The following is a 21,215-nucleotide window of genomic DNA, read 5'->3' on the forward strand; positions in this document are numbered from 1 at the left end:
TTTGGCGCGCTCATAACCTTTTTTTTGCAAATGCGAAAGGGGGGGCCTTGTCATAAGCCCCCTGCACTCAGGTTCTAGCTCAGAAATATGACAGTCTTTTATACCGGAACCCTTATACCAGGCCACGCTTCAAAAGCATGGCGTCCGGGCTTGGCATCTTGCCACGAAAAGCAAGATATGCCTCCTCCGGATCGATGGAACCGCCGACGGAATAGATATTGTCTTTCAACTTGCGCGCCATTTCGCCATCGAAGGGGTTGCCGGTTTCCTCGAAGGCCGAAAAGGCATCGGCATCCAGCACTTCCGACCACATGTAGGAATAATAGCCGGCCGAATATCCGTCGCCCGAAAAAACGTGCTGGAAATGCGGGGTCGCATGCCGCATGACGATAGACTTCGGCATGTTCAGGGTGGAGAGCACCTCGCCCTGCACGACCATCGGATCGCTCACGTTTTCCCGCGTGTGGAACGCCATGTCGACAATCGCCGACGAGGTGAATTCCACCGTGCTGAAACCGGCATTGAAGGTCTGCGCGGCCAGAACCTTATCCAGCAGCGCCTTCGGCATCGGCGCGCCCGTGTCATAATGCAGGGCGTATTTTTCCAGAATTTCCGGCACCGTCAGCCAATGTTCGTAAAGCTGCGACGGCAATTCGACGAAATCGCGCGAGACGCCGGTTCCGGAAACGGAAGGGTAAGTGACATTCGACAACATGCCATGCAGCGCGTGGCCGAATTCGTGAAACAGCGTGCGCGCATCGTCGAGCGAAAGCAGCGCCGGTTTGCCTTCAGCCGGTTTGGCGAAATTGCAAACATTGTAGATGATCGGGATTTCTCCGACCGTGCCGTTCTTCAAGGGCAGCTTGTGCTGCGACTGGAAGGAGCTCATCCACGCGCCGGAGCGCTTGGAGGGACGGGCGAAATAATCGCCGAGAAACATGGCTTTCAGATCGCCCTTTTCATCGCGGATTTCGAAAACCCGCACATCCGGGTGATAGGCGGCGACGCCTTTGACTTCGACCGCCCGAATCCCGAACAACCGCCCGGCCACATCGAAGCAGGCCTCGATGATCTTTTCGAGCTGCAGATAGGGCTTCAACTCCGCCTCGGAGAAGCTGAATTTCCGTGCCCGCAACTTTTCGGCATAATGCCGCCAGTCCCAGGGCAGCACTTCGTGATTCCTGCCCTCCTCGGCGATGATGGCGGCCAGTTCGGCCTCTTCCTCGCCCGCACGGCGCACGGCTTTTTCCCAGACCTGCCCCAGAAGGCCGTTCACGGCATCGGGCGTCTTCGCCATCGTGTCATCAAGCTTGTAGGCGGCGAAATTCGCGTAGCCGAGAAGCTTTGCCTTCTCCTCGCGCAGTTCGAGCGTGCGGTGGACGATATCGCGATTGTCGGTCTCGCCGCCATTCTCGCCGCGCGCCACCCAGGCCCTGAAGGCCTGCTCGCGCAGATCGCGGCGTTCGGAAAAGGTCAGGAAAGGCTCGATGATGGAGCGGGAAAGGGTGACGGCAAATTTGCCGTCCTCGCCATGCTCACGGGCCGCACCCGCCATCGCGTCGCGAAGAAAACCGGGAATGCCGGCAAGTTCCTCTTCCGTGGAAAGCAGAAGCTTCCAGTTCTTTTCATCCGCCAGCACATTCTGCCCGAATCTCGCACCGAGACCGGCAAGTTCCTCATTGATCGCCGCCAGCCGTTCCTGCCGGTCCTTCGGCAGCTTGGCGCCGGAGCGCACGAAACCCTTCCAGTGCCGCTCGAGAACGCGGCTCTCCTCACCCGTCAGCCCAAGCGTTCCGCGCTTTTCCCACAATGTATCGATGCGCTTGAACAACGCTTCGTTCATGCCGATCTTCGAATAGTGCCGTGACAGTTTCGGTGCGATCTCCCGCTCCAGCGCCTGGATCACACCATTGGTATTGGCGCCCGCCCTGTTCCAGAACAGCGCCGAAATGCGCGAAAGATCGTCTCCGGCGATTTCGAGCGCGGTCACGGTGTTTTCGAAGCTCGGGCTCTCAGCATTGCCGGCAATCGCATCGATTTCCTGTTCGTGGGACAGAAGGGCGGCATCGAAGGCCGGAGCGAAATCCTCATCCCTGACCGCATCGAATTTCGGCAGACCATTGTGGCCGTTCCAGTCAACGAGTGCGGGATAAAGCGCGGTCTTGGATGGCATTTCATCTTCCTTGTACAATTCCGGTTTAAGCTCATATGGGCACGCCTCCACCGGCAATTCAATGCCGGACTTTGGTGTAAGGAAGATTGGCTGCGACCTGATTTTTGCTTTTGCCTCAACTGCCGGCACAGACGCCGGATACCGATGGCGGGTGACCTGTGTAAGGGACTTGACCGACGATATGGACCGGCATGGCAGATGAAATAAAACGCGGGATGTCCGATCTTCTTTGCTTTGGCGTAACAATCGTCGATTATGTTGCCAACCGTAACGCAATCGAACTGACACATACTTTACTCGATTTTCAACAATATGATTTATGCGCCATTGATTATCGCCGGGATTTTAGTAAGGCTGACTTACGAAAAGGCGAAGCATGGGCACTAAACGCGAAAAAGACTCGTTGGCATTTTTACTGAACAGCGGCGCACGCCTGCTGAACAGTGCGTTTGAGCGCCGAATTTCTGAAGCCGGACTGGGCCTGACGCCCGGCGAAGCGCGCGCATTGCTGACGGTTGCCGTCGTTGATGGCAGCAAACAGTCGGATATCGCCGCCCGGCTCGGCATCGAGCCCATGACGATCTGCGCCTATCTCGACAAGCTGCAATCTCTCGATCTCATCGAACGCCAGCAGGACCCGCAGGACAGGCGCTCCAAGCGCATCGTGCTGACAAAAAACTCCACCGACATGCTGGAAGCCGTGCGCCAGGAAATCGATGAACTCGTCCGTCACGCCACGCAGGGCCTGAACGAAGAAGAAGTCGCGCTTTTCCGCAGCTTCCTGCAGACGCTTCGCAACAATCTCCAGCCGGAACAGCCGGGCCAGAGCTGCTGATCGCAATGTCGCCAGAAACGATCATGTCCAGAAAGCGCACGGCCATACTCGGTGCGTTGCTGACGGCGCTGGCGCCGATTTCCATGGCGATCTACACACCGGCCATGCCGGAACTGACGCGGGTTTTCTCCACCACGGAATCCGCCGTCAAACTCAGCCTCTCGCTTTACTTCGCCGGTTTCGCCATCGCCCAACTGCTCGCAGGCCCGGCATCCGACGCCTTCGGTCGGCGAAAGGCGAGCCTCGTTTTCCTCTCCATCTTTCTGGGCGGCGGACTGCTGGCGATCTTCGCCCCAACAATTGAAGTACTGCTTTTCGCCCGGCTTGTTCAGGGCATTGGCGCCTCCGTCGGCATGACAGTGGCGCGCGCCATCGTGCGCGATCAATTCACGGGCGCCGAAGCCTCCAGCATCATGAACCTCATTGGCATCATGCTGGCCGTTGGCCCCGCCATGGGCCCGACCATCGGCGGGCTTTCGCTTGCGGCTTTCGGATGGCAATCGGTATTTTTCCTCATGGCCGGCCTCGGGGCCATCGCCATCTTCTCCGTCGTGGTCTTCCTGCGCGAGACGACGATCCCGGACAAAAACCTGATCCGCCCGCGCCGCCTCCTGTCGGCCTATGGGACATTGCTCACCGAGCCGCGTTTTCTTCTGGCCGCACTGGTGCTCGGCGGTTCCATCGGTGCGCTTTATGCGCAGGCGACCATGCTGACCTTCATCCTCATCAATAAGGTCGGCATGACGCCCACCGCCTTCGGCATCGGCATGCTGATGCAGACCGGCGCTTATTTCTTCGGCTCCATCGCCCTGCGTTATATCGCACCGAGGCTCGGTGACCGCCGTTCGGTCGTCCTCGGCCTCTGTTTTTCGGGAACAGGCGGTCTCCTTATCCTGCTGTCGGTGTTCCTGATACCGCCATCCTTTCTTTCGATCATGGGACCCGTGGCGGTCGCAACAGTCGGCATCGCCTTATTGACGCCATCCATGGTGACGGCGGCCCTAGCCCCATTCCCACATATTGCCGGCTCGGCATCGGCGATGATGGGCTTCATTCAGATGGGGTCGGGGTTTGCAGGCGGTGCCGCAGCCTCGCTTATCGGTTCGCCTTTGACCGGCTTCGGCATCATCATCCCCGTGATGGAATTCACCGCAATCGCCAGCTACATCGGCTTCCGCATCGTCTCCAGACGAGAGACATGAAAAAACCCGCTGGCGTCGCCGCCAGCGGGTTTCATTATTTCCATTCCAGCAGAATTACTTGCTGATATTGCGCTTTGCGAGCGTGCGAAGACGCAGCGCGTTGAGCTTGATGAAGCCTGCCGCATCCTTCTGGTCATAAGCGCCGTGGTCGTCCTCGAAGGTCACCAGCGCGTCGGAATAGAGCGACTTGGCGCTCTCGCGGCCGGTTACCATGACATTGCCCTTGTAGAGCTTCAGCGTCACTTCGCCTTCCACATGTTCCTGGCTCTTGTCGATCAGCGCCTGCAGCATTTCGCGCTCTGGCGAGAACCAGAAGCCGTAATAGATGAGCTCGGCGTAACGCGGCATCAGCTCGTCCTTGAGGTGAGCTGCACCCCGGTCAAGCGTGATGGATTCGATGGCGCGATGCGCGGCAAGCAGGATGGTGCCGCCGGGCGTCTCGTAAACGCCGCGCGACTTCATGCCGACGAAGCGGTTCTCGACCAGATCGAGACGGCCGATGCCGTTTTCGCGGCCATAGTTGTTCAGCGTCGCAAGAAGCGTCGCAGGCGACATTTCAACGCCGTTGATGGAGCAGGCATCGCCCTTGCGGAAACCGACCTTGATGACGGTTGCCTTGTCGGGCGCGGCTTCCGGGGAAATGGTGCGCATATGCACATATTCCGGTGCTTCCTGTGCCGGGTCTTCCAGAACCTTGCCCTCGGAAGAGGAGTGCAGCAGGTTGGCGTCGACAGAGAAAGGCGCTTCGCCCTTCTTGTCCTTGGCAACCGGAATCTGGTGCTGTTCAGCGAAGTTCAAGAGGTCGGTACGGCTCTTGAACGTCCAGTCGCGCCAGGGGGCGATGATCTTGATATCCGGGTTCAGCGCATAGGCCGAAAGCTCGAAACGGACCTGGTCGTTGCCCTTGCCGGTGGCGCCATGCGCGATGGCGTCGGCGCCGGTCTTCTTGGCGATTTCGATCAGGTGCTTGGAAATCAGCGGACGGGCAATGGAGGTGCCGAGCAGATAGACGCCTTCATAAACGGCGTTGGCGCGGAACATCGGGAATACGAAATCACGCACGAACTCTTCGCGGACGTCCTCGATGAAGATTTCCTTGATGCCCAGCATCTCGGCCTTCTTGCGCGCCGGCTCAAGTTCTTCGCCCTGGCCGAGATCGGCGGTGAAGGTCACGACCTCCGCGCCGAGTTCCGTCTGAAGCCATTTCAGGATGATCGAGGTGTCGAGACCGCCGGAATAGGCGAGAACGACTTTCTTAACGTCTTTCGGAAGTGCCATAGTGATGTCCATCTGCATGATGACGGCATTGGGACACCGCCATTTCCTTGGGATTTCGGCACTTTTACAGTGCAACCCGAAATGTGTGAAGCGCTTTTCCGTGAGATAAGCGACAAAACAATTGATGGGCGGGTACGACAGCGGGCGATGACCGGGCGCATCGATGGGAACGAAGCAATTGTCACATGCATTATGAAAATTCGCGCTTTATCATAAGCGGCGCGATCGACTTGAAGACCGTGAATGAAGCCAGTGAGGTTCAGGCAACGTTGCAAACCGCTGGAAACAGCCGAAACGACGCGAAGGAGAAACCTATGACGACCATCCACCCCGCATTCAAGGAAGATAATGTCGCTGTCATCACCGGTGCGGCATCCGGCATCGGACTTGCCGCCGCCCGCAAATTCGCCGGTTTCGGCATGAGTGTCGTGCTCGTCGATCTCGACGGCGACAGGCTTGCCGCAGCCCATGCGGATATTCTGGCCGTCGCCAAGGACGGCGAAGCGCAGATCGTCGCCATCCCGACCGACATATCCAAACTCGATGAACTGGAGGCGCTGGAGCGCGCCGTGATCCAGCGTTTCGGACGCGTCCACGTTTTGATGAACAATGCCGGCATCCAGCCCGGCAGCGCCATTTTCGGCCCGCAGGCCAATTGGGAAAAAATCATCAACGTCAATCTGATGGGCGTCGTGAACGGCAGCCGTGTTTTCGGCCAGGGCATGATCGCCCATGGCGAGCCGGCGCTCATCATCAATACCGGCTCGAAACAGGGCATCACCACGCCTCCCGGCGATCCCGCCTATAACGTCTCGAAATCCGGCGTCAAAACCTTCACGGAAGCGCTTCAGCACGAATTGCGCAATATTCCGAACGGCTCGGTTTCCGCCCATCTGCTGATCCCCGGTTACGTTTTTACTGGTCTCACCGCCCATGGCAGAACGGAAAAGCCGGAAGGCGCATGGACCGGCGAACAGACCGTCGACTTCATGGTCGAAAGCATCGGCCGGGGTGATTTCTACATTCTCTGCCCGGATGGCGAGGTGGATCGCCCGACGGATGAAAAGCGCATTCTCTGGGCGGCCTATGACATCGTCCAGAACCGCCCTCCGCTGTCGCGCTGGCACACGGAATATTCCGCCGCCTTTACCAGCTTCCTGAAAAACTGAATGTTCCGGGCCGCCGCGATGTAACCGTTGCGGCGGCTTTTCGCGCCGATGCATTGGCGCTCAAAAACATTGGCAGAAGCGCGAAATCGCGTTAAGCACGGCAACCTCCAGATTTTACGGGTGCCGCGATGGATTTCGTTCCAGGCCTGCCAACATTGATCGCCTTCACCATCGCCATTCTGCTTCTGGCGGTGACGCCGGGGCCTGACATGACGCTTTGGATCAGCCGCTCGCTGCGCGAGGGCCGGACGGCGGGTTTCATGACGCTTCTGGGAACCAATATCGGCATTACCGTGCACACGATGCTCGTCGCCTTCGGCGTCGCCGCCCTCATCGTCGCCTCGCCGACCGCTTTCATGATCCTGAAGACCGGCGGAGCCGCCTATCTCGTCTGGCTCGCCATTCAGGCGATCCGCAAGGGCTCGGATTTCGTGATGGTGAAAAGCACCGGCGAAAAAGCGCAGTCCTCCCTGAAATCGGCGCTGTTGAACGGCATCTGGGTCAACCTGCTGAACCCGAAGATCATCATCTTTTTCATGACCTTCCTGCCGCAATTCGTCAGTGCATCCGACCCGCATGTGACCGGCAAGCTGATCTTCCTCGGCATCTGGTCGATCATCGTCGCGCTGCCGATCGGCATCGGCATCGTGATCGCCGCAGATGTTCTTTCAGCCTGGCTGCAACGCAACCGGAAAATTCTGCGCGGACTGGATTATACGATCGCCGGCGTCTTTTCGCTTTTCGCCGTCAAGATTTTCTTCACGCAGGCGCGCTGACGGCAAACAAAAAAGGCGCCTCACGGCGCCTTTTTACAATCAACCGATCAGCAACTCATCATCGTCGAGCTTCTGGCCGCGTATCTTGCGGAACATGTCGATCAGGTCCTCGACCTCGAGATCCTTGCGGCTGTCGCCGGAGACGTCGAGCACGATCTCACCGGCATGCAGCATGATCGTGCGGGTGCCATAATCCAATGCCTGACGCATGGAATGGGTGACCATCAGCGTCGTCAGCTTGCGCTCCGACACGACCTTGCGGGTCAGCTCCATCACGAATTCGGCCATGCCGGGATCGAGAGCAGCCGTATGTTCATCGAGCAGCAGCACATCCGAGCCGGACAGCGTCGCCATGACGAGCGAGACCGCCTGCCTCTGCCCGCCGGACAGAAGGTCCATGCGGTCCTTCAGACGATTTTCCAGCCCGAGATTGAGCGAGGCGATGCGCTCCTTGAAAAAATCCCGACGGCCGCGCCCAAGCGCCGGCAGAAGGCCGCGACGCTCGCCGCGCGACGCCGCCAGCGCCAGATTTTCCTCGATGGTGAGCGCGCCGCAGCTGCCCGCCAGCGGGTCCTGAAACACGCGCGCAACCCGCCCAGCCCGGCTGGCGGTCGGTTTGCGGGTAACATCGGCACCGCCGATCATCACCTTGCCCGCCGTCGGCAGGACATCGCCCGCCAGAACGCCGAGCAGCGTCGATTTACCGGCGCCATTGGAACCGATGACGGTGACGAAGGAGCCATCGTCGATGGTGAGATCGATCTTGGAGAGCGCCTGCTTCTGCAGCGGCGTGCCGCGCCCGAAGACGACCTGGATATCGGAAAGAGAAATCACGATGTTGACCCCCCGCGACGCAGTCGGGGCAGGATCAATGCGATTGCCACCAATACCGCCGTTACGAAATTGAGATCGGATGCCTTGAGACCCAGCACATCGCTCGACAAAGCAAGCTGGATGGCGAGACGATAGGCGATGGAGCCGAAGACGCAGCCGATCAGCGCGATCAGAATGCCGCGCGCACCGAAAAGTGTTTCGCCGATGATGACGGCGGCAAGGCCGACGACGATAGTGCCGACACCGGAGGTCACATCCGCAAAGCCGTTGGTCTGCGCAAACAGCGCACCGCCGAGAGCGACCAGTGCATTCGAAAGCGCCATGCCGAGGTAGATCTGGTTGCCGGTCTTCACGCCCTGCGCCCGCGCCATCCGGGCATTGGCGCCCGTCGCGCGCATGGCAAGGCCCGCATCGCTTTCAAGGAAACGCCAGACGAGGATGACCGCGATCACCACCAGCGCGCCGACGAACAGCGGCCGCACCAGATATTCCGACAGGCCGAGGCCGTAAAACGGCGATATCATCGTGTCCTGATTGAGCAGCGCGACATTCGGCTTTCCCATCACGCGCAGATTGACGGAAAACAGCGCGATCATCGTCAGGATCGAGGCAAGCAGGTTGAGGATCTTGAAACGAACGTTAAGCGTCGCGGTCACGATGCCGGCGGCGGCACCGGCCACCATCGCAATCGCCGTCGCAACCCAGGCATTCAGACCGGCGATGATCAGCACGGCAGCCACGGCGGCACCGAGCGGAAACGAACCGTCCACGGTCAGGTCAGGAAAATCAAGCACCCGGAAAGCGAGATAAACGCCGATCGCCACGAAAGCGAAGACCAGTCCCAGCTCCACGGCACCCCAGAAGGCGATTTGGCTCACGGTAATGTCCTTGTTATTGCCGCCATCAGGCGGAGACGGGCACCGTCTCGTGCCACGTAAAACGGGCGGCGAATTTGCCGCCGCCCGTTATTCAGTCTGGTTTCGGTTCAGTCGATGACCTTGGTGGCGCGCTTGGTGATGCTTTCCGGGAAGGTAACGCCAGCTTTTTCGGCGACCTTCTTGTTGATCACCAGATCAGTGCCGACAGCAACGGTTGCCGGAATATCGCCCGGCTTTTCACCCTTGAGGATGCGGACAACGACGGCGCCGGTCTGCTTGCCAACGTCGAAATAGTTGAAGCCGAGGGCAGCAACCGCACCGCGGGCGACGGAATCCGTATCGGCGGCGTAAAGCGGGATCTTGGCTTCGGATGCAACACCGGCAGCCGCTTCGAAAGCGGAAACGATGGTGTTGTCGGTCGGAACGTAGATCACATCGGCCTTGCCGACCAGCGCGCGGGTTGCGCCCTGCACTTCTGCGGACTTGGTGGCGACGGATTCAACAACCTTGAGACCCGCCTTCTCGGCTTCGGCCTTCAAGAGGGCCAGCGTCGAAACGGAGTTAGCCTCGGCCGAATTGTAGATGAAGCCGATGGACTTGGCGTTCGGGGAAATTTCCTTGATGAGCGCCAGATGTTCGCCAACCGGCAGCATGTCGGAAAGGCCGGTCACGTTGCGGCCGGGCTTTTGCATGTCCTTGACGAGCTGTGCGCCGACCGGATCGGAAACCGCCGTGAAGACGACCGGAATGTCGCGCGTGGCGGCAACGACGGCCTGAGCGGACGGCGTCGAGATCGGCACGATGACGTTCGGCGCATCGCCCACGAACTGGCGCGCGATCTGCGCCGCGGTGCCGGGATTGCCCTGCGCGGACTCATAAAGGAACTTGAGGTTCTCGCCTTCCTTGTAACCGGCTTCGGCAAGTGCGGCCTTGACACCATCACGGGCGGCATCGAGCGCCGGATGTTCGACGATAGCGGTGACAGCAACGGTGACGTTTTCAGCCTTGGCCGGCAGAACGAGGGCGCTCGCGGCAGCGAGAGCCAGAATGAATGCGCGCATGGATATCCTCCTGTTGGTTCCCTGTTTTCGTCTTCTTAGGAACAAGACAGCCCGAAATCAATCGGAGACCACTGCAAAACAAGCTTTCAGGCGGCAATTGCGGCTTATTCAGTCATCCGCGCCGTGGTTGGCGATCATCATCGCCTCGAAAGCCAGCCTTTCGGTCTTGCGCATGCGCTCCGATTCCGACTTCAGCTGGCCGCAGGCGGCGAGAATATCGCGGCCGCGCGGCGTGCGGATCGGCGAGGCATAACCGGCCTGATTGATGAAATCGGCGAACTTCTCGATCTGCGCCCAATCGGAGCACTGATAGTTCGTGCCCGGCCATGGATTGAACGGAATGAGGTTGATCTTGGCCGGAACGCCCTTCAGAAGCTGCACCAGCATCTTGGCGTCTTCCAGACTGTCATTGACGTCCTTCAGCATCACATATTCAAAGGTGATGCGGCGGGCGTTGGAGAGGCCCGGATATTTGCGGCAGGCCTCGATCAGTTCCTTCAGCGGATATTTCTTGTTGATCGGCACCAGCATGTCGCGCAGCTCGTCACGCACCGCATGCAGCGAAATCGCCAGCATGACGCCGATCTCATCGCCGGTGCGGAAGATTTCCGGCACAACACCCGAGGTGGAGAGCGTGACGCGACGCTTGGAGAGCGACAGGCCATCGCCATCGGTAGCAATCAGAAGTGCGGTCTTCACATGCTCGAAATTATAGAGCGGCTCGCCCATGCCCATCATCACGATGTTGGAAACCTTGCGGCCTTCGCTCGGCACATAAGCGCCAACCGGTGTCGAACCATCGGGAAAATCACCGAGCCGATCACGGGCCAGCAGAAGCTGGGAGAGAATTTCCTCAGCCGTCAGGTTGCGCACGAGGCGCTGGGTGCCGGTGTGACAGAAGGAACAGGTCAGCGAACAGCCCACCTGGCTCGAAATGCACAGCGTGCCGCGGCCCTCTTCGGGAATATAAACCGTCTCGATTTCGACCGGACGTCCCGCACCGCGCGGCGGGAACCGCATCAGCCATTTGCGGGTGCCGTCATTGGAAATCTGCTCCTCGACGATTTCCGGGCGGGCGATGGTGAAGGCCGCCTTCAGCTTCTCACGAAGCTCCTTGGCGACATTGGTCATATTGTCGAAATCGGAGACGCCGCGCACATAAAGCCAGTTCCACAACTGGCTGACGCGCATCTTCACCTGCTTCTGCGGCACGCCGATCTCGGCCAGCGCCTCGCCCATGTCCTCACGGGTCAGGCCGATCAGCGACGGCTTGCCGGACATCAGATCGCTATTGGCGATCAGCGGGGTTTTGACTGCCAGGCCGGCAGGGGCTTGCATTACGGACATTACGCTATCCCACCATTCCATGCATCGCACGACCGGCCTGTCGGATAGGCGGAAAATCGTCTGCATGTCGAGAAAATCAAAGGCGGAGCACTTTTCGCGCATCCGCCTGTCAATGTTGCCGCGCCTTTAGCATCAAACAAGCAAAAACGCAAATGGCCGGTCAATGACCGGCCATCGTTGAATGCGATAAAGCGTCAGCGTTACTTGCAGCTCTCGATCTGCTTGAGAGCCGCCGAAATACCCGACAGCGAATAGGAATAGGAGGTCGCGGTGCCACGGCCGGAAACTGCCTTGACGGTCATCGACTTGCCGCCCTTCATGGCGGCGACGAGTGCCGGTTCTTCAGCGGCGTTTTCAACCCAGGCGGCCTTGTCCTTGGTGAACATGACGAAGTTCTTGTTGTCGATCGTCACATTGACCTTGGAGCCCTGCTTCAGCGGGTAACCCACCATGGCCTGCGGCTCATAGGAAATGTTCTGGCCCGGACGCTGCGAGACGATGAAGAAGATATCGCCGTGATCGACGCTTGCCGGTTCCTTGGCGGTCGGAATGGAAAGAACGTAGCAGACGGTGCTGTTGCCCGATTTGTACGAATAGGCACCCCATGCATTGAACTGCTGGATGCGCGTGGGCGACTGTGCAGATGCTACGCCGACGCTGGTCAGCAAAATGGCCGCTGCGGTTGCTACACTTCTTACAAACATAGAATTTCCTGCCGGGTTATTGTCTTCCATTGGCCCGAAGCATCGGCGAGCCCAGTTTCTGGATCGGCCACGTTCAGGTGCGGATCGTCTTTTCTCATTGTGGTCGGGAAGCGGTTACCAAACCGTCAACAACACGCATAAAATGCCGGAAACGTCTTGCGGTGTTACAGATTGGCGACTCCCGACGCCCTGAGGAGAAGGGCGCGAAACACCCTTCCTCCGTGTGTATGACACATAAATTCAGGCAAGAATTTGTCGCCCGTCGGGCTCACCCGAACAGGCAGATCACAGAGGCGTTACCCGGCTTCCTGCTGCCGTTTCAGCATGGCGTCGGCCGCCTCGTAGTGCTCCATCTTGATATGGGCGCGGATCATGGCGAGCGCCGCCGTGATGACGGCAATATCGTCGGTGAATCCGATAACGGCCAGCACATCCGGCACGGCATCCATCGGCATGATGAAATAGGCGAGCGCCGCCAGGATGATACCCTTGGCGCGCAGCGGCGTATCGCGGTCGATCGCGCAATAATAGGCAGCCGCCGCATCGCGTGCGAAAGGCACCTTCGACATCACGCGCTTCAGCTTGGGCCAGAATTTCGCCCTCACCACAGTCTCGCGCTCCTGCTGCCTGTCGGTTTCACCCGGCAGAAGAATTTCACCGATTTTCACATCATCCATGATCGACGGTCCTCCGGTCACGGCTATTATATGGGATTTAAGGTCCGCCGTTCAATTGCTTCGGCCCCCAGCCGCCTTCTGCATGGCCTCGGCCAGAAGAAAATCCCGCTCCGTCACACCCTGCGAATCATGGGTGGTAAGGCAGACCTTGACCCGCGAATAGACATTGGACCACTCGGGATGGTGATTGAGCCTTTCCGCGACAAGTGCGGATTCGGCCATGAAACCGAAGGCTTCCGCAAAGCTGGAGAACTTGAAGGAACGGACGATCGCCGCTCCGTCCTCGCGCAGGGACCAGCCCTCGAGTTTCGACAGGGCCTGCCGGATGGCGTTCGGCTCGAGTCTGGGATATTTCATGAACTTGCCTCCGCTTGAGACCCATTAACGCTTCAACGACCGGATCGACGCATATTCCATGAAACATACAGCTATTCTTTTTGTCTGCATGGGCAATATCTGCCGTTCACCGCTGGCCGAAGGGGTTTTGAGACACCTTGCCGACGGCGCGGCCATGTCTGATCAGCTTACCGTCGATTCCGCCGGCACTGGCGGCTGGCACGCGGGTGACGCACCCGATCCGCGATCCATCGCCATGGCGCGACGGCATGGCGTCGATATTTCCCGGCAGCGGGCGAGACAGGTTACCCCAGCGGATTTCGAGACCTTCGACCTGATACTCGCCATGGACGAAAACAATCTGGCGAACCTGCTGCAATCGAGCCCGGAAAGGCAGCGGCACAAGATCCATCTCTTCATGGACTATGCCACTGGCCGCCGCGAGAACGTCCCCGATCCCTATTACGGGGCCGAGGACGGGTTCCTCAAGGTCTACAACATGCTCTTGGCAGGATGCAGATCGTTGCTCGAAAAGATGGAGCTGGACCGCGCCTCGTGAAGCGGAAACGCCTCTTCAACGATATACGGTCCGCCGCCCACCGATTCCTTCGACGACATCAGCACGAAACGGCCGACCGTGAAGGGCGAGGTGCGGAAGTTGCCGCGTCCGGAAAGATACTGCACCACATCGTCAACACGGGAGGAGCGCAACCGCGCCAGCGTGACATGCGGCATGAACTTGCGCGGATCGGGTGGGAGACCGATCCTCTGGCAGATCCGCTCGATTTCCGCCTGAAGCGCATGCATTTCCGGCGAGGGAGAAACCCCGGCCCAGATGGAATGCGGTTTCTTGGAACCGAAGGACCCCATACCGGTGAGGCTGAGCTGGAATTCCGGCCTTTCGATCCGGTCCAGCCTGTCCACGACCTCATCGGCGGTCCGCCCGTCGATGTCACCGATAAAACGCAGGGTTATGTGATAATTCTCCACATCGATCCACCGGGCTCCCGGCAGACCACCGCGCAACAATGAGAGGCTCATAGCCGCATTGCGCGGAATTTCGAGGGCGGTAAACAGTCTCGGCATGGCGAGCTCCCCGAATCTCTTGGCAGAACAAGCATAGCGAATCACGCAATGCAGGCGGGCGCAAGTGCTTATTTTTTTTGCGCACCGATTGTCGTGATGAAGCTTTCAACAGCCGGCAAAGATTTTTCGACCATCATCGCCACACCCTTCGTATTGGGGTGCATCTTGTCGTCCAGCTTCAGCGCATCATCCGTCACCACGCCATCCAGAAAGAAGGGATAAAGCGGCAGGTTGTATTTTTCGGCGAGCTTCGGAAAGATTGGATTGAAGCGGCTGGCATAATCATCGCCCATATTCGGCGGCGCCATAATGCCGACCAGCAACACGGCTATGTTGCGCTTCTGAAAACCGGAAATGATGGTGTCGAGGTTCTTTTCGGTCTGTTCCGGGGGAATTCCGCGCAGAGCGTCATTTGCGCCGAGTTCCAGAATGACCCCGTCTGTACCATCGGGAACCGACCATTCCGCCCGCGCCAGACCGCCGGAAGAGGTATCGCCGGACACACCGGCATTGGCGATGGCGACGTTGACGCCCTTGCCCTTTAATGCAGCCTCAAGCTGTGCGGTGTAGCTGTCGGTGGGGGGAAGCTGATAGCCGGCCATCAGGCTGTCGCCGAGTCCGACCAGCTGCAATGTCCGCTCCTGAGCCATGACAACAGTTGCGGAAAAGGCGGCGGCAAAAATGACGATGAAGTGAAACAGGGCAGCTTTAAATCTCATCACGGCTTTCCTAACTTGGTTCCCATTGTCTGAAATACCGACCGCATCGACCGCCAGACCGTTTTCATCACCCTATATAGGAACGAGAATTGTGACGAAAAGCATCATAGAGCTGAAGAAAGCCGACCTCACGCTCGGCAATGCCGCCGCCTCCGTTCACGTTCTCAAGAACATCGATCTTTCAATCGGAGAGAGCGAGGCGGTTGGTATCGTCGGCCCCTCCGGATCGGGAAAATCGACGCTTCTGATGGTGCTTGCCGGTCTCGAGAGGCTCGATAGCGGTGAAATCATCATCGCAGATACGGAACTGCACAAGCTCGGCGAGGACGCGCTGGCGGATTTTCGTGGCCGCAACATTGGCATTGTTTTCCAGTCCTTCCATCTCATCGCCAATATGACGGCGCTGGAAAATGTCGCCGTTCCGCTCGAACTGGCAAACACCCCGAACCCCTTCGAGATCGCCAGACGCGAGCTCGTCGCCGTCGGTCTCGGCGAACGCCTCAACCACTATCCCGGCCAGCTCTCCGGCGGCGAACAGCAGCGTGTCGCCATCGCCCGCGCGCTTGCCCCCTCACCGGCCGTGCTGATTGCTGACGAACCGACCGGCAATCTCGATACCGATACCGGCAGGCAGATCGCCGATCTTCTCTTTGCCAAACAGGCCGAACGCGGCATGACGATGATCCTCGTCACCCACGATCCGTCGCTTGCCGCCCGGTGCTCACGCCAGATCAAGGTGCGCTCCGGCGAGATAGAGGGCGACAGCGCCACCTCCCATATGGCGCGGGCGGTGTCGGCATGACCGGATCCATTATCCCGTCTCTTGCCAATATCAGAAACGCCGCAAGGCTCGCGCGGCGCGAAATTCGCGGCGGGTTACGCGGCTTTTACATTTTCCTCGCCTGCATCGCGCTTGGAACCGGCGCCATCGCCGCCGTCAACTCCGTCTCGCGCGCGGTCACCAGCGCCATCGCCACGGAAGGTCAGTCCATATTGGCAGGCGATGTGCGTTTCGAACTGCGCAACAGGGAAGCGACACAGGAAGAGAGGGCCTATCTAGACAGCCTCGGCACCGTCGCGGTTTCCACCGGGCTGCGCTCCATGGCGCGCCTCGCCGACGGGTCCGAACAGACCCTGACGGAAGTGAAGGCTATCGATGGCGCTTACCCGCTCTATAGCACCTTCGTTGCCGAGCCGAACCGACCGCTGAGCGAGCTTCTGGCCGGAAACGGCGACACCTATGGCGCCATTGCCGCGCCGCTTCTGCTGGAACGGCTCGGCGTCAAGGTCGGTGATGAAATCCTGCTCGGCAATGTGAAGCTGAAACTGACCGGCACCGTGGTCGACGAGCCGGATGCTCTCTCCGACGGTTTCGGTTTTGCTCCACGACTGATGGTCAGCCGCGACGCCCTTTTCGCCTCGGGCCTCGTTCAGAACGGCAGTCTGGTCGAGCATGCCTACAAGATCAGGCTGAACGATCCTTCGGCACGGTCAACGATGACCGATGTGGCCAACAAGGCCTTTCCCGATGCCGGCTGGTCCATCCGCACCAGTGACCGGGCGGCCCCATCACTCACCGAAAACGTCAATCGCTTCTCGCAATTCCTGACGCTGGTAGGCCTCACCGCCCTCATCGTCGGCGGTGTCGGCGTTGCCAATGCCGTTCGCGCGTTTCTGGATTCCAAGCGCACCACCATCGCCTCGCTGAAATGCCTGGGGGCGCCGGCCTCGGTGGTCACCATGACCTATCTCTTCCAGATCGCCTTCATTGCCGCCGTCGGCATTGTCATCGGCCTCGTGGTCGGCGCCGTCGCGCCCCTCATCGCCATGCGGTTTCTGGAGGGCGTGTTGCCCGTGCCGGAAGAGCTTGCCTTCTATCCCGGCGCTCTCGGCCTCGCCGCCCTGTTCGGCCTCCTGACGACGCTCGCCTTCGCCATCGTGCCGCTCGGCCAGGCGCGCGAAGTGCCGGCAACGGCGCTTTTCCGCGAACAGGGTTTCGAGGAGGGCAGCTGGCCGTCCTGGCCCTATCTGGCCGCAACCGGCCTGCTTCTGGCGGCGCTCGCCGCCCTTGCCATCCTCTCGGCGGAAGACCGCTTCATCGCCTCGGTCTTCCTCGCGGCCATCGCTTTTGCCTTTGTGGTGCTGCGGCTCGTTGCCTCCGGCGTGAAAGCCATCGCCAAGCGCAGTCCGCGCGTTCATTCGGCTGCGCTCAGGCTGGCGATCGGCAATATTCACCGGCCGGGTGCGCTCACCCCCTCGGTCGTCCTCTCCCTCGGCCTTGGCCTGACCCTGCTCGTGACGCTCACGCTGATTGACGGCAATCTGCGCCGCGAACTGACGGACAGCCTGCCGGACCGCGCACCGAATTTCTTCTTCGTGGATATTCAGGGCAGCGAACTTCAGGGCTTCCGCAACCTTCTGAAACGGGAAGCGCCGGAAGGCGCGCTGACCGAAGTGCCGATGCTGCGCGGCCGCATCCTGGCGCTCAACGGCGAGGACGTCACGAAGATGGAGGTGCCTCCGGCCGGGCGCTGGGTGCTGCGCGGCGACCGGGGTATCACCTATTCGCAAGATATCCCCGAAAACGCGACTCTCACAGAAGGAAGCTGGTGGGGACCGGACTATAGCGGCGAGCCGCTGGTCTCCTTCGCGGCCGAGGAAGCCGGAGAACTGGGTCTCAAGATTGGCGACACGGTGACCGTCAACGTGCTCGGCCGCAGCATAACGGCAAGGATCGCCAATCTGCGCAATGTCGAATGGGAATCCCTGTCGATCAATTTCGTCATGGTGTTTTCGCCAAACACCTTCCGCGGCGCGCCGCATGCATGGCTGGCGACACTCGCCGACCCTTCGGCAACCGCCGCCGACGAAGGCCGTATCCTGCGCGCTGTCACCAACGCCTATCCGACGATCACCAGCGTGCGCGTGAAGGATGCGCTCGACGTCGTCAACCGGCTCGTCGGCCAGCTTGCCACCGCCATTCGCGCCGCTGCCGCCGTTGCCCTCATCGCCTCCGTCCTGGTTCTCGCCGGCGCTCTTGCCGCCGGAAACCGCGCCCGTACCCATGACGCGGTTATCCTGAAAACGCTGGGCGGCACACGAAACCTGCTCATCCGCGCCTTCTCCTACGAATATATGATGCTCGGCCTCGCCACCGCCGTCTTCGCACTTTTCGCCGGCGGCGTCTCCGCATGGTTCGTGATCGCCCGCATCATGAAGCTGCCCTCCAGCTTCCTGCCGGATGTGGCGATCGGCACCCTCGTCGTCGCCCTCGTCATGACGGTGGGCATCGGCCTCATCGGCACATGGCGGATTCTCGGGCAGAAAGCGGCTCCGGTTCTCCGGCAGGCAGGTGAATGATCGTCGGTTGTGCGCCGCTTAACTTTAACGATTAATTCTTTGTAATGATCGCCAAAACGTGAGCGCTTTTCGCGCATATGGTGTCTTTTCGACGGGAAAAGGCCTTGTATAGAACACGTTCTGCCATCATATTCTTGAGCAGGCTTGCTGAAGCTCCGCAGCGGCGCCCGGGAGGTATCCCGACACCGTAGCAATCACGGAGCTCAAAAGAGGAAACAATGGCTGACTTCAATAACTACCAGAACCGCATGGCGCAGAACCGTGCTCAGACTGGTGCGATGATCGATGAAGGTCTTCGCGCCTATATGCTCAAGGTTTATAACCTGATGGCGCTGGCTCTGGTCATCACCGGCGTTGCAGCGTTCGGCTTTGCCATGCTCGCGACGACAAGTGATCCCGCAGCGGCGGTTGCCACGCTGCCGAACGGCAAGATGCTGACCTCCCTCGGCGCCCTGGTTTATGCGTCACCGCTGCGCTGGGTCGTTATGCTGGCTCCGCTCGGACTGGTTTTCTTCCTTAGCTTCCGTATTCAGAACATGAGCGTTTCCGCCGCTCAGACGACCTTCTGGGTTTACGCTGCTCTGATGGGCGTTTCGCTGTCGTCGATCTTCCTGCGATATACTGAAGGAAGCATCGTGCAGACGTTCTTCGTGACCGCTGCCTCGTTCGGCGCGCTCTCGCTTTACGGTTATACGACGAAGAAGGATCTTTCCGGTTTCGGTTCGTTCCTGATCATGGGTCTGTTCGGCCTGATCATTGCCTCCATCGTCAATATCTTCCTTGGCTCCGGCGCCCTGCAGTTCGCGATTTCCGCGATCGGCGTGCTGATCTTCGCAGGCCTGACCGCCTACGACACCCAGAAGATCAAGGAAATGTATTTCGATGCTGACGATGTTGCCGTCGCTGGCCGCAAGGCCATCATGGGCGCACTGACGCTGTATCTCGACTTCATCAACCTCTTCACCTTCCTCCTGCAGTTCCTCGGAAACCGCGACGACTAAGGTTAAGAGTTGGATTGCCAGACATACGAAAGGCGGCCCTTCGGCCGCCTTTTTATTTGGGAAGATTCTTCACCCTTGTCCCCCAGAGGCGGGCAGTCCGCTTTTGCGAAAGCTCACTCGATGAGCTTCAAAACCTTGTCGAAGACCTTCAGAACCTGCAGCAACTCATGCCCTCGCTTGAGAATGCGGCCATCCGTGTTCACCACGCAGTAGGCGCCCTGTTTCGCAGCCAGCTTGGGGTTTTTCTCGATCCTGAAAAGCGGCATTTCACCTGAACGCTTGAAGACGGAAAATACCGCCTTTTCCTTGAGGTGATCGATGGCGTAGTCACGCCACTCGCCCTCTCCCACCATGCGGCCATAGATGCGCAGGATCGCATCCAGCTCGCGGCGGTGAAAGGTGACCGGCAAAGGGTCCTTGTTCTTTTTATATTCGCGGAGATCGATAACGGTGGAATTGTCACGTGAAGCGGTCTGCACCTGCTGCACATCCGGTTGATCGGTCATCCAATACCTCCGATTCCACCCAAATCATCCGTGCAGTGTGAGCCTGAGAGGGCGAAATTGCAAGTCTTTGCACCGGCATGGCGCACGGGACAGGGAATTCCGGGAAAGGTTCGACAAGCCTTCGATGCGAAGTGGAACCGGAAGACGGCAGCGCAGAATTGCGCGCGCCGATTCCCCGACGAACGCTGCCAACGGCAAAAGCAGGGGTTAAAAATGGTAACCATTTAGGCAGCCATTTTCACATGGGCTGCCGTATTTCGGTCAAACCATGGCCCGAATTGGGTGGAATAGTCCTATTGTCAATTGATGCCTAGGCACCAAGATGACCCGGTCCGGTGCATTGACCCTTTACCCCCAGCCCCCAATGCCCGGACCGGATCTTCCATCGCCCGACAGGCGATCAGGGGTTTTCGTTTCCTAGCAGGATACTTGCGCCGACGATTGCCGCGGGATCGCCGCCGGCATTGGCCGTCTGCAACAGCACGGCGCAGCCGCCCTTTTTCACCTTGGCCACCACGCTCGCCGGAAGCTTCACCGTCATCGGCGAACCATCCCACATGCCGACTGTCTGCACATCATAGACGCTGTGCCAGTAGGACATTTTTTTCCCCTGGTTTTCGCCCTTCTGCACATCCACGGTCTGTTCGCGCGTGAAATAGGCGACGACGACATCGGCCTTGCCGCTGCCGGCGCCAATATCGATCTCCACCTCGTCACCGGCAAATTTCGACGAGACCGGCACGTTCAGTCCCTTGCCCTCGCGCTTGAACGCATCCAGCCTGTCATAGATGCCGCGAACATCGGCACCCTTGACGTGGTCGCGGCCGTTCAGAATGGCCTGCGGCGTATAGACCCCGTTGCGGCCGAGCGCGCGCATATAACCATATTGCCGGTCGGTATTTTCCTTCGAGGCGAGCGAATCCGTCCAGCCGAGATAGTTCCAGTAATCGACATGGTAGGAAAGACCGACGACATCGCCCTTCTGGATCATCTTGCGCAGGGCTTCATCGGCCGGCGGGCAGGATGAGCATCCCTGCGACGTGAACAATTCGACGACGCCCTTCACGGCCTCCTGCGCCTGCGCGGAGGTGACGAGGAACGTGCCGAGAAGACATATCGACAGGGGAAATTTCAGCGGCATTACAAAAACCTTTGTCCGGAAGAGATCCAGACGAATTGATGCGATCAATCCTGCCGGGATGCAAACCGGAAAATAACGTCTATTGCCCTTCAATAGAAAGTCACGAAGGGGTGAGCGACAATCACAAAAAAA

The 21,215-nt window shown here is 59.3% G+C and carries 22 protein-coding genes; 9 read left to right on the forward strand and 13 right to left on the reverse strand.

Features of this window, described 5'->3' with window-relative positions; all coding sequences use genetic code 11:
• Window positions 1-112: 112 nt before the first annotated feature.
• On the reverse strand, window positions 113-2,173 hold the full coding sequence (locus I3J13_RS06335) for a M3 family metallopeptidase (RefSeq protein WP_196378303.1): 2,061 nt from the start codon (window positions 2,171-2,173) through the stop codon (window positions 113-115).
• 191 nt (window positions 2,174-2,364) lie between these two features.
• Between I3J13_RS06335 and I3J13_RS06340 the strand changes: the two genes are divergently transcribed.
• From I3J13_RS06340 to I3J13_RS06350, 3 genes are read left to right on the forward strand one after another with little or no spacing between them, the layout of a single operon-like run.
• Window positions 2,365-2,592, forward strand: coding sequence for a hypothetical protein (locus I3J13_RS06340; protein ID WP_196378304.1), 228 nt, complete (start codon window positions 2,365-2,367; stop codon window positions 2,590-2,592).
• Window positions 2,550-3,008, forward strand: coding sequence for a MarR family winged helix-turn-helix transcriptional regulator (locus tag I3J13_RS06345; protein ID WP_020813564.1), 459 nt, complete (start codon window positions 2,550-2,552; stop codon window positions 3,006-3,008). The genes I3J13_RS06340 and I3J13_RS06345 overlap by 43 nt, the downstream gene beginning before the upstream one ends.
• A gap of 5 nt (window positions 3,009-3,013) precedes the next feature.
• Window positions 3,014-4,210, forward strand: coding sequence for a multidrug effflux MFS transporter (locus tag I3J13_RS06350; protein WP_174057467.1), 1,197 nt, complete (start codon window positions 3,014-3,016; stop codon window positions 4,208-4,210).
• Between the two features lie 54 nt (window positions 4,211-4,264).
• On the opposite strand, the gene I3J13_RS06355 is transcribed toward I3J13_RS06350, so the two are convergent.
• The gene (locus I3J13_RS06355) at window positions 4,265-5,488 is read right to left on the reverse strand and encodes an argininosuccinate synthase (RefSeq protein ID WP_003523477.1); all 1,224 of its coding nucleotides are present in this window, start codon (window positions 5,486-5,488) and stop codon (window positions 4,265-4,267) included.
• A 314-nt stretch (window positions 5,489-5,802) separates the two neighbouring features.
• Here I3J13_RS06355 and I3J13_RS06360 point away from each other — a divergent pair, with 314 nt between their 5' ends.
• Together I3J13_RS06360 and I3J13_RS06365 are read left to right on the forward strand one after the other, a co-directional pair.
• Window positions 5,803-6,657, forward strand: coding sequence for an SDR family NAD(P)-dependent oxidoreductase (locus tag I3J13_RS06360; RefSeq protein ID WP_031234585.1), 855 nt, complete (start codon window positions 5,803-5,805; stop codon window positions 6,655-6,657).
• Between the two features lie 128 nt (window positions 6,658-6,785).
• Entirely contained in the window at window positions 6,786-7,433 is a 648-nt protein-coding gene (locus I3J13_RS06365; protein WP_003523192.1) for a LysE family translocator, read from the forward strand.
• A 39-nt stretch (window positions 7,434-7,472) separates the two neighbouring features.
• Here the strand turns inward: I3J13_RS06365 and I3J13_RS06370 are convergent, their stop codons facing one another.
• From I3J13_RS06370 to I3J13_RS06400, 7 genes are all read right to left on the reverse strand, one after another.
• On the reverse strand, window positions 7,473-8,267 hold the full coding sequence (locus I3J13_RS06370) for an ABC transporter ATP-binding protein (RefSeq protein ID WP_065656934.1): 795 nt from the start codon (window positions 8,265-8,267) through the stop codon (window positions 7,473-7,475).
• Window positions 8,264-9,145 carry an ABC transporter permease subunit gene (locus I3J13_RS06375; protein ID WP_196378305.1) on the reverse strand — a complete coding sequence of 294 codons (882 nt, stop codon included), beginning with the start codon at window positions 9,143-9,145 and terminating at the stop codon, window positions 8,264-8,266. Before I3J13_RS06375 ends, I3J13_RS06370 begins: the two co-directional genes overlap by 4 nt.
• Window positions 9,146-9,252: 107 nt before the next feature.
• The gene (locus tag I3J13_RS06380) at window positions 9,253-10,206 is read right to left on the reverse strand and encodes an ABC transporter substrate-binding protein (protein WP_196378306.1); all 954 of its coding nucleotides are present in this window, start codon (window positions 10,204-10,206) and stop codon (window positions 9,253-9,255) included.
• Window positions 10,207-10,314: 108 nt separating this feature from the next.
• Window positions 10,315-11,487 carry a dual-specificity RNA methyltransferase RlmN gene (rlmN, locus tag I3J13_RS06385; RefSeq protein ID WP_078052458.1) on the reverse strand — a complete coding sequence of 391 codons (1,173 nt, stop codon included), beginning with the start codon at window positions 11,485-11,487 and terminating at the stop codon, window positions 10,315-10,317.
• A 266-nt stretch (window positions 11,488-11,753) separates the two neighbouring features.
• Window positions 11,754-12,257, reverse strand: coding sequence for an invasion associated locus B family protein (locus I3J13_RS06390; RefSeq protein ID WP_003523183.1), 504 nt, complete (start codon window positions 12,255-12,257; stop codon window positions 11,754-11,756).
• 296 nt (window positions 12,258-12,553) lie between these two features.
• On the reverse strand, window positions 12,554-12,934 hold the full coding sequence (locus I3J13_RS06395; RefSeq protein WP_003523181.1) for a YkvA family protein: 381 nt from the start codon (window positions 12,932-12,934) through the stop codon (window positions 12,554-12,556).
• Window positions 12,935-12,985: 51 nt separating this feature from the next.
• A complete protein-coding gene (locus I3J13_RS06400; RefSeq protein WP_196378307.1) occupies window positions 12,986-13,291 on the reverse strand; it encodes a 4a-hydroxytetrahydrobiopterin dehydratase in 306 nt (101 codons plus the stop codon).
• A 58-nt stretch (window positions 13,292-13,349) separates the two neighbouring features.
• On the opposite strand from I3J13_RS06400, the gene I3J13_RS06405 reads away from it, so the two are divergent.
• Entirely contained in the window at window positions 13,350-13,829 is a 480-nt protein-coding gene (locus I3J13_RS06405) for a low molecular weight protein-tyrosine-phosphatase (protein WP_196378308.1), read from the forward strand.
• Here I3J13_RS06405 and thpR read toward each other — a convergent pair.
• Entirely contained in the window at window positions 13,763-14,356 is a 594-nt protein-coding gene (gene thpR / locus I3J13_RS06410) for an RNA 2',3'-cyclic phosphodiesterase (RefSeq protein ID WP_003523177.1), read from the reverse strand. The genes I3J13_RS06405 and thpR overlap by 67 nt on opposite strands.
• Window positions 14,357-14,424: 68 nt before the next feature.
• A complete protein-coding gene (locus tag I3J13_RS06415) occupies window positions 14,425-15,075 on the reverse strand; it encodes an arylesterase (RefSeq protein ID WP_196378309.1) in 651 nt (216 codons plus the stop codon).
• A 91-nt stretch (window positions 15,076-15,166) separates the two neighbouring features.
• Here I3J13_RS06415 and I3J13_RS06420 point away from each other — a divergent pair, with 91 nt between their 5' ends.
• From I3J13_RS06420 to I3J13_RS06430, 3 genes are all read left to right on the forward strand, one after another.
• The gene (locus I3J13_RS06420) at window positions 15,167-15,877 is read left to right on the forward strand and encodes an ABC transporter ATP-binding protein (protein WP_035263238.1); all 711 of its coding nucleotides are present in this window, start codon (window positions 15,167-15,169) and stop codon (window positions 15,875-15,877) included.
• Window positions 15,874-18,435, forward strand: a complete 2,562-nt coding sequence (locus tag I3J13_RS06425; protein ID WP_196378310.1) for an ABC transporter permease — start codon at window positions 15,874-15,876, stop codon at window positions 18,433-18,435. The genes I3J13_RS06420 and I3J13_RS06425 overlap by 4 nt, the downstream gene beginning before the upstream one ends.
• Window positions 18,436-18,653: 218 nt before the next feature.
• Complete coding sequence (locus I3J13_RS06430; protein WP_059759874.1) at window positions 18,654-19,436, forward strand: Bax inhibitor-1/YccA family protein; 783 nt, start codon at window positions 18,654-18,656, stop codon at window positions 19,434-19,436.
• A gap of 113 nt (window positions 19,437-19,549) precedes the next feature.
• On the opposite strand, the gene I3J13_RS06435 is transcribed toward I3J13_RS06430, so the two are convergent.
• Both I3J13_RS06435 and I3J13_RS06440 read right to left on the reverse strand, forming a co-directional pair.
• Window positions 19,550-19,942, reverse strand: coding sequence for a DUF2794 domain-containing protein (locus tag I3J13_RS06435; protein WP_196378311.1), 393 nt, complete (start codon window positions 19,940-19,942; stop codon window positions 19,550-19,552).
• A gap of 400 nt (window positions 19,943-20,342) precedes the next feature.
• Window positions 20,343-21,083 (reverse strand): DUF1223 domain-containing protein, encoded by a 741-nt coding sequence (locus I3J13_RS06440; RefSeq protein WP_003523168.1) that lies wholly within the window; start codon window positions 21,081-21,083, stop codon window positions 20,343-20,345.
• Window positions 21,084-21,215: the final 132 nt, after the last annotated feature.

It is taken from the genome of Agrobacterium leguminum (genome assembly GCF_015704895.1).
GTDB lineage: Bacteria > Pseudomonadota > Alphaproteobacteria > Rhizobiales > Rhizobiaceae > Agrobacterium > Agrobacterium leguminum.